The sequence below is a fragment of the Bradyrhizobium sp. genome, assembly GCF_050014615.1.
GTDB lineage: Bacteria > Pseudomonadota > Alphaproteobacteria > Rhizobiales > Xanthobacteraceae > Bradyrhizobium.
This window is the reverse complement of record NZ_JBEKCZ010000235.1, coordinates 1-7,835: the sequence shown is the minus strand read 5'-3', so window position 1 is coordinate 7,835 and position 7,835 is coordinate 1. Positions and strand designations below refer to the sequence as shown.

Below are 7,835 nucleotides of genomic sequence, written 5' to 3'. Positions count from 1 at the left end.
CGCGAGGCCGGCGAGGGTTTCCTGCTCAATCTCGCGACCTCGAACGGGCGCTCGCTCGAGGCCATGGGCCGCGCCATCGGTGGCCAGGCCGTGGTGCGGATACGCGAACTCGGCGGCGTCCGCCGCGAACTGGCCGAATCAAACCATCGCTACAAGACGCTGCTGGAGGAAACCGAGCTGCTGCGCGACTTCGCGGCGGCGGTGCCGTGGCCGATCTGGGCCAAGAACGCCCAGGGCGACCTTCGCTATGCCAACGCCGCCTATGCGCGCGCCACCGAGGCCGCCGGCGTGGCCGACGCCATCCATCGCAACCTCGACCTGCTCGAAAGCGATCAGCGCGAAGAGGTGAGCCGGGCGCTCAATGACAATGCGGCTTTTACCGCGCGGCTGCCGATCGTGGTCGGCGGCGAGCGGCGCATTTACGACGTGCATGCGCTCAACGTCGGCGGCGGCAGCGGCGGCATCGCGATCGACGCCAGCGAAGCCACCGCGCTGCGGGCGTCGCTGGTGCGGATGGCGGAGGCGCATCGCCGCACGCTCGATCAGCTGTCGTCGGGGGTCGCCGTGTTCGACGGCCAGCGGCGGCTCGCCTTCTACAACGATTCCTATCGCCGGCTGTGGGACCTCGACCGCGTCTTTCTCGACGGCAACCCCGACGATTCCAGCGTGCTCGACCGGCTGCGCGCCGCGCGCAAAGTCCCGGAGCAGCCGGATTTCCGGGCCTGGAAGGCCAAGCTGCACGAGGCCTATCGCGCGGTCGAGCCCGAAAAGGATACCTGGTATCTGCCCGACGGCCGCGCGGTAAGCGTGGTCACCACGCCAAATCCGGAAGGCGGCGTCACCTATCTGTTCGACGACGTCACCGAAAGCCTGGAGCTGGCGCGGCGCTTCGACGGCCTGATCCGCGTGCAGCGGGAAACGCTCGACAATCTCGCCGAAGCCGTCGCCGTGTTCGGCAGCAATGGCCGCGCCGAGCTGTTCAACCCGGCCTTCGCCAGAATGTGGAAGCTGTCGCCGGAGGCGCTGCAGGAGCGGCCGCATATCGAGACGGTAGAGGCCTGGTGCAAGCCGCTGTTCGACGATGCGACGACGTGGCGCGCGCTGCGCGAAGCCATCACCGCGATCGAGAACCGGGTCGAGGTGCCGCTGAAGCTGGAGCGCAAGGATGGCAGTGTGCTCGACTGCATGACCATGCCGCTGCCCGACGGCGCCACCATGCTGACATTCCAGGACATCACCGACACCGAGAATGTCGAGCGGGCGCTGCGCGAACGCAACGAGGCCCTGGAGACCGCCGACCAGATGAAGGTCGATTTCGTCCACCACGTGTCCTACGAATTGCGCTCACCGCTGACCACCATTATCGGCTTCGCGCATCTTTTGAACGATCCCACCACCGGGCCGCTGGTGCCCAAGCAGGCCGAATACCTCAACTACATCACGACCTCGACCAATTCGCTGTTCGCCCTCATCAACAACATTCTCGATCTCGCCACCATCGATGCCGGCGCTATGACGCTCGAACTCGGCCCGGTCGATATCCGCAAGACCATCGACAATGCCGCGGAAGGAATCCAGGACCGGCTGGCCCGCGACCGGATCGAACTCAAGGTCGACGTCGACCCCAACATCGGCAGTTTCATCGGTGACGGCAGCCGCGTGGTACAGGTGCTGTATAATCTTCTCGCCAACGCCGTTGGATTTTCGCCGCAGGATTCCACCATCACGCTGAGCGCCAAACGCACCGAGCATAATGTGGTGTTCGCGGTCACCGACCGCGGACCCGGCATTCCCGCCGACGTCAAGGACAAGGTGTTCGACTGGTTCGAGAGTCATTCCAACGGGTCACGGCATCGCGGCGCCGGGCTCGGCCTGCCGCTGGTGAAGTCGTTTGTCGAACTGCACGGCGGCAGGGTGCGCGTCGATTCGATCGTCGGCAAAGGCACGACCGTTACGTGCGACTTTCCGACCGATCAGGCGGCGCATCGCAACGCCGCGGAATGAGCGATCCCACGACATTCTCGCTGGCGCTCGCGAACGAGACGGCGACCGCGCATTTGATGGCCGATCTGGCGCTCCTGATCGGCCCCGGCGACGTCATCACCCTTTCAGGCGACCTCGGCGCCGGCAAAACCGCCGCCGCGCGCGCCATGATCCGCTATCTCGCCGGCGACGATGCGGTCGAGGTTCCAAGCCCGACCTTCACGCTGGCGCAGACTTACGACCTGCCGCCATTTCCGCTGATTCACGCGGATCTCTATCGCGTCAACGATCCCCTGGAACTGGAAGAGATCGGCCTGTCGCCCTTGCCCGAGGGCACCGTGGCGCTGATCGAATGGCCCGAGCGCGCCCCCGCGGCGCTTCCGAAGGACCGGATCGATATTGCGCTGAACCATCGCGCGGCGCTGGGATCGACCGCGCGCGCCGCTGAAATAACCGGCTACGGCAGAGCCGCGGCCCAGGTCGCCAGACTGAAGGCGCTGCGGCAGTTTCTCAGCCAGGCCGGCTTCGCCGACGCCAAGCGCCAGCGGATGGCCGGCGATGCATCGACGCGTTCCTATGCGCGGCTGATCCGTGACGATGGGGTCGTGATCCTGATGAACTCGCCGCGGCGGCCCGACGGGCCGGCGGTCTATGACGGCAAATCCTACAGCGCGGCCGTGCATCTGGCCGAAGACGTCAAGCCGTTCGTTGCCATCGCAGCCGGCCTGCGCGAGCGTGGCTTCTCGGCGCCAGTCATCCATCATGCCGACCTCGATAGCGGATTCCTGATCACCGAGGATTTCGGCAGCGCGGGTTTTATCGAGGGCGATCCACCCCGCCCGGTCGCGGAGCGTTATGAAGCCGCGGTCGATATGCTGGCCGCGCTGCACCGCGAGGCTTTGCCCGAGGTACTGCCGCTGGCGCCGCAAATCACCTATGCCGTGCCCTCCTTCGACATCGACGCCATGCTGGTCGAGATCGGATTGATGCTCGAATGGTATCTGCCGGATCGCGGCGCCGAACCGACCAACAATCTGCGCGCCGAATTCGTCATGATGTGGCGCGATCTGCTCGGCAAGCTTGCCGCGGTTCACAAGGCTTGGGACAAGACGTGGGTCTTGCGGGACTTTCATTCCCCCAATCTGATCTGGCTCGGCGATCGATCGGGGACGTCCCGAGTCGGCATCATCGACTTTCAGGACGCCGTGCTGGGTCCCGCCGCCTATGATTTGGTATCGCTGCTGCAGGATGCGCGGATCGACGTGCCCGAGCAGCTCGAGCTTGTGCTCCTGACGCGCTACATCAAGGCCAGGCGCGCGGCCGACGAGACCTTCGATCCGGCTGGTTTCGCCGAGACTTATGCGCTGATGTCGGCGCAGCGCAACACTCGGCTGCTCGGCACCTTTGCGCGGCTCAACCGGCGCGACGGCAAGCCGCAATATCTGCGCCATCAGCCCCGAATCTGGGCCTATCTCACCCGTTCGCTGGCGCACCCCGCTTTGTCGGGCATTCGGGAATGGTATTCCGCTAACGTCCCGCCGCCGGTTCCGTAAATTTACCGGTCGTTAGCCCGTTTTCCCCTAATCTGCTCTGGACTCCTGCCTTGGAGCGGGGGCGGCTGCTTGAGGGCGGAGCTTGGTCATGGCGACAGAACGGCGAAAGGGCGAGCGCGTTACATTCGAGCGCGGGATATCAGCGCATATGATGGGCATCGACGGCACCTGGCGTCGCGAGTGCACGATGGAAGATATTTCCGAGACCGGTGCCAAGCTCACCGTCGAGGGTTCCGTCGAGGGACTGCATCTCAAGGAATTCTTCCTGCTGCTGTCGTCGACCGGCCTGGCCTACCGCCGCTGCGAGCTGGCCTGGGTTAACGGCGACCAGATCGGGGTCAATTTTCTTAAAACCGGTGACAAGAAGAAAAAGGCCCGGCGCCCGCAGTCCGCCGAGGCTTGAACGCCATGATCGCCGCCGTCGTACAGCCGTCATGTCAGGCCATTATCGCATTCAACCAATGGTGCAGCGCCGGAATCGCATGATATGATTCGCGGTGCGCATGATCTGCCTGCAAAATAGCGGTTCGAGAAATTTCCGAGATGTCCGTCAAGCCCACCAAAGCCATGGTCCTCGCCGCCGGCCTTGGCCTGCGCATGCGCCCTTTGACGGATCAGATGCCAAAGCCTCTGGTGCAGGTGGCGGGCCGCGCGCTGCTCGATCATGTGCTCGACAAGCTCGGCAGCGCCGGCGTCAGCGAAGCTGTCGTCAACGTCCATTATCTGCCCGACCAGATCATCGACCACGTCGCGACGCGCACGATCCCGCGCGTAATCATCTCGGATGAGCGAGACCAGGTGCTCGGCACCGGCGGCGGCGTTGTCAAGGCGTTGCCTTTGCTGGGCGACGACCCGTTCTTCCATGTCAATGCGGACACCATGTGGATCGACGGCGTGCGGCCCAACCTGGCGCGGCTGGCCGACGCCTTCGATCCCGCGCGCATGGATATTCTGCTGCTGATGGCGCCGACCACCAGCAGCATCGGCTATGGCGGGCGCGGCGATTACGCGATGCTGCCGGATGGCGCGCTGCGCAAGCGTAAAGAGCATCAAGTGGTGCCGTTCGTCTATGCCGGCGCCGCGATCATGTCGCCTTCTCTGTTCGCCGATGCGCCCTCGGGCGAATTCTCGCTGACAAGGATGTTCGACCGCGCCAACGAGCAGGAGCGGCTGTTCGGCCTGCGGCTGGACGGCGTGTGGATGCATGTCGGAACGCCCGACGCGGTTCACGCCGCGGAAGAGGCTTTTCTGGAAAGCGTGGCGTAGATCGCGACGAAACCTTGGTATCAATAGGTCGTCATGCCCCGCGAAGGCGGGGCATCCAGTACGCCGCGGCCTCTCGATTTTGCCACTCTTGCTCTGGAATACTGGATCACCCGCTTTCGCGGGTGGTGACGGTGAGGTGGTTGCGCGCGCCTATCGAATTAAAAATCGCACCCGAAATAGCCCCATGCCATGATGCAGCCTGATCTCGAATCAGGAAGCCGATGCGCGTTTTCAACGTCCCCACATCCGTGCCCTTTCTGCGCAGCGTCATCGCCGCGCTGGTCGACGGCCAACTGGTCGACGGCTTTGAGGCCCGTGCGCGTCCGGAAAGACTGACGCAGGCCACGCTTTACCTTCCGACCCGCCGCGCCGGACGCATGGCGCGGGAAATCTTTCTCGACGAGTTGAACACCGACGCCGTGCTGCTGCCGCGCATCGTGGCACTCGGCGACATCGACGAAGACGAGCTGGCGTTCGCGGAAGAACCCGGGCCGTATGGGGGAGCGGCGCCGCTGGAGATTCCGCCGAAGCTTGGCGACCTCGAGCGCAGGCTGACGCTGGCCAGGCTGGTGGCGATGTGGGCGAAGAGTCCGGTTTCGGCGCCGCTTGTCGTCGGTGGCCCGGCATCGACGCTGGCGCTGGCCGGTGATCTGGCGCGCCTGATGGACGACATGGTCACGCGCGGTGTCGGCTGGGATGCGCTTGACGGACTGGTGCCGGATCAGCTCGACAAATATTGGCAATACTCGCTCGAATTCCTCAGGATTGCGCGCCTGGCCTGGCCCGCGCACCTTCAGGAGATCCGCAAGATCGAGCCGGCGGCACGGCGCGATCTCCTGATCGAGGCCGAAGCCAAACGCCTGACCGCGCATCATGACGGCCCGGTGATCGCGGCAGGCTCGACCGGATCGATGCCGGCGACCGCGAAATTCCTGCACGCCATTGCCGCCCTTCCGCAGGGCGCGGTGGTGCTGCCGGGGCTCGATACTGATTTGGACGACGATGCCTGGCAGATGATCGGCGGCGTCAGGGACATCCAAGGCCAATTCACCACGCCTCCGGCATCGAACCATCCGCAGTTCGCGATGCACGCTCTGCTGCAACGACTGGGAATCAGGCGCGGCGACGTTGAAATCGTGAGGACGCCGGCGGCGCATGGGCGCGACGTGCTGGTTTCCGAGGCGATGCGGCCCTCCAACGCGACCGCGCAATGGCACCGGCGGCTGTCTGAGCCCGCAATTGCCGACAAGATTTCGCGCGGCATGACAAACCTCGCCGTCATCGCCGCGGATAATTCCGAGATGGAGGCGCTCGCGATCGCGGTGGCGATGCGCGAGGCGCGGCATCTTAATAAATCAGCCGCGCTGGTGACGCCGGATCGCGCGCTGGCGCGGCGGGTGATCGCTGCCCTCGGCCGCTGGAATCTCGCCTTCGACGATTCCGGCGGCGATGCGCTGATGGATATCGCGGCGGGAATTTTCGCGCGGCTCGCCGCGGAAACCGTAGCCAATGAGCTTGAGCCGCCGACCCTGCTGGCGCTGCTGAAACATCCGCTGTGCCGGCTGGGCGGGGCGCAAGACTCGTTTGGGGGCGCGGTCGAGGTGCTCGAACTGGCATTGCTGCGCGGTACACGTCCGCAGGCGGGAAGCAGTGGTCTGGCGCGCGATTTCGTTCGTTTCCGTGTTGAGCTGGCCAAGCTGCGGGCTGGCGAGATCTCCTCGCTGCATCGCTCCGAGCCGCGCGCGCGGCTGACAGACCAGGAACTCGATCGCGCAGGTCTGCTGATTGCGCAATTACAAGCGGCCCTCGCGCCGCTCGAAAGTCTCAACGCCTCGAAACCCCATGATTTTGCCGAACTCGCTGAGCGCCATCGCAGCGTTTTGACAGAACTGTCGCGCGACCAGCATGGCGTCGCGGCTGCATTCGAGGGCCCTCAGGGATCGGCGCTGGGTCAGGCGTTCGACGATCTGCTCGGTGAAAACGCGCCGAGCGGCCTGATGGTAGGGCTTGGCGATTACCCGGAAGTGTTCCAGACCGCATTCGGCGACCGCATGGTTCGGCGGCCGGAGGTCGTGAACGCCCAGTTGAGAATCTATGGACCGCTGGAGGCGCGGCTGACGCAATCCGACCGCGTCATTATCGGCGGACTGGTCGAAGGCGTGTGGCCGCCGGCGCCGCGGATCGATCCATGGCTGAGCCGGCCGATGCGGCACGAACTCGGCCTCGATCTGCCGGAGCGGCGCATCGGCCTTTCCGCGCACGACTTCGCCCAGTTGCTCGGCGCCGACGATGTCATCCTCAGTCACGCCGCCAAGGTTAGCGGCGCGCCCGCCGTGGCCTCGCGCTTCCTGCACCGGCTGGAAGCAGTCGCGGGCGAGGAGCGCTGGAAGACGGCGGTCGCAGCGGGCGAGCAATATGTTCGCTTCGCCGGTGAACTGGACAGGCCCGCCAAGGTCGCGCCGGTCGCACAGCCGGCGCCAAAGCCGCCGCGTGCGGTCAGGCCCTTGAACCTGTCGGTGACCGCGATCGAGGACTGGCTGCGCGATCCCTATACGATCTATGCCAGATATATCCTGAAGCTGCAGCCGCTCGATCCCGTCGACATGCCGCTGTCGGCGGCCGACCGCGGATCGGCGATCCACGATGCACTCGGCGAATTCACGCAAGCGTTTGCAACGGATCTTCCCGAGCGCCCCGAGTTGGTGCTGCGCGGCATCGGCGAAAAATATTTCGCGCCGCTGATGCAGCGACCGGAGGCCCGCGCCCTGTGGTGGCCGCGTTTCCTGCGCATCGCCACCTGGTTTTCGGACTGGGAGATCGCGCGGCGCGCCGAGGTCGGCGCCATCTCGGCCGAGATCAGGGGCGAGATCGCGATCCCGCTCGACGAGCAACGCAGCTTCGTGCTGTCGGCGCGGGCCGATCGGATCGAGCGCCGCCGCGACGGCAGCTTTGCCATTCTCGACTACAAGACCGGCCAGCCGCCGACCGGCAAGCAGGTGCGAATGGGACTGTCGCCGCAACTGACGCTGGAGG

At 65.3% G+C, this 7,835-nt stretch carries 5 protein-coding genes; all 5 read left to right on the top strand.

What is annotated here, in order from left to right; all coding sequences use genetic code 11:
* A partial coding sequence (locus tag ABR948_RS26170; protein WP_428123512.1) for a sensor histidine kinase occupies window positions 1-2,004 on the top strand: 2,004 nt, incomplete at its 5' end.
* Complete coding sequence (gene tsaE / locus ABR948_RS26165) at window positions 2,001-3,536, top strand: tRNA (adenosine(37)-N6)-threonylcarbamoyltransferase complex ATPase subunit type 1 TsaE (protein ID WP_428123510.1); 1,536 nt, start codon at window positions 2,001-2,003, stop codon at window positions 3,534-3,536. The genes ABR948_RS26170 and tsaE, both read left to right, overlap by 4 nt.
* Before the next feature lie 88 nt (window positions 3,537-3,624).
* Window positions 3,625-3,939, top strand: a complete 315-nt coding sequence (locus tag ABR948_RS26160; protein WP_428123508.1) for a PilZ domain-containing protein — start codon at window positions 3,625-3,627, stop codon at window positions 3,937-3,939.
* Window positions 3,940-4,079: 140 nt separating this feature from the next.
* Window positions 4,080-4,802 (top strand): nucleotidyltransferase family protein, encoded by a 723-nt coding sequence (locus ABR948_RS26155; protein ID WP_428123506.1) that lies wholly within the window; start codon window positions 4,080-4,082, stop codon window positions 4,800-4,802.
* Window positions 4,803-5,023: 221 nt separating this feature from the next.
* Window positions 5,024-7,835 (top strand): double-strand break repair protein AddB (gene addB, locus ABR948_RS26150; protein WP_428123504.1); only part of this gene is annotated, 2,812 nt, incomplete at its 3' end.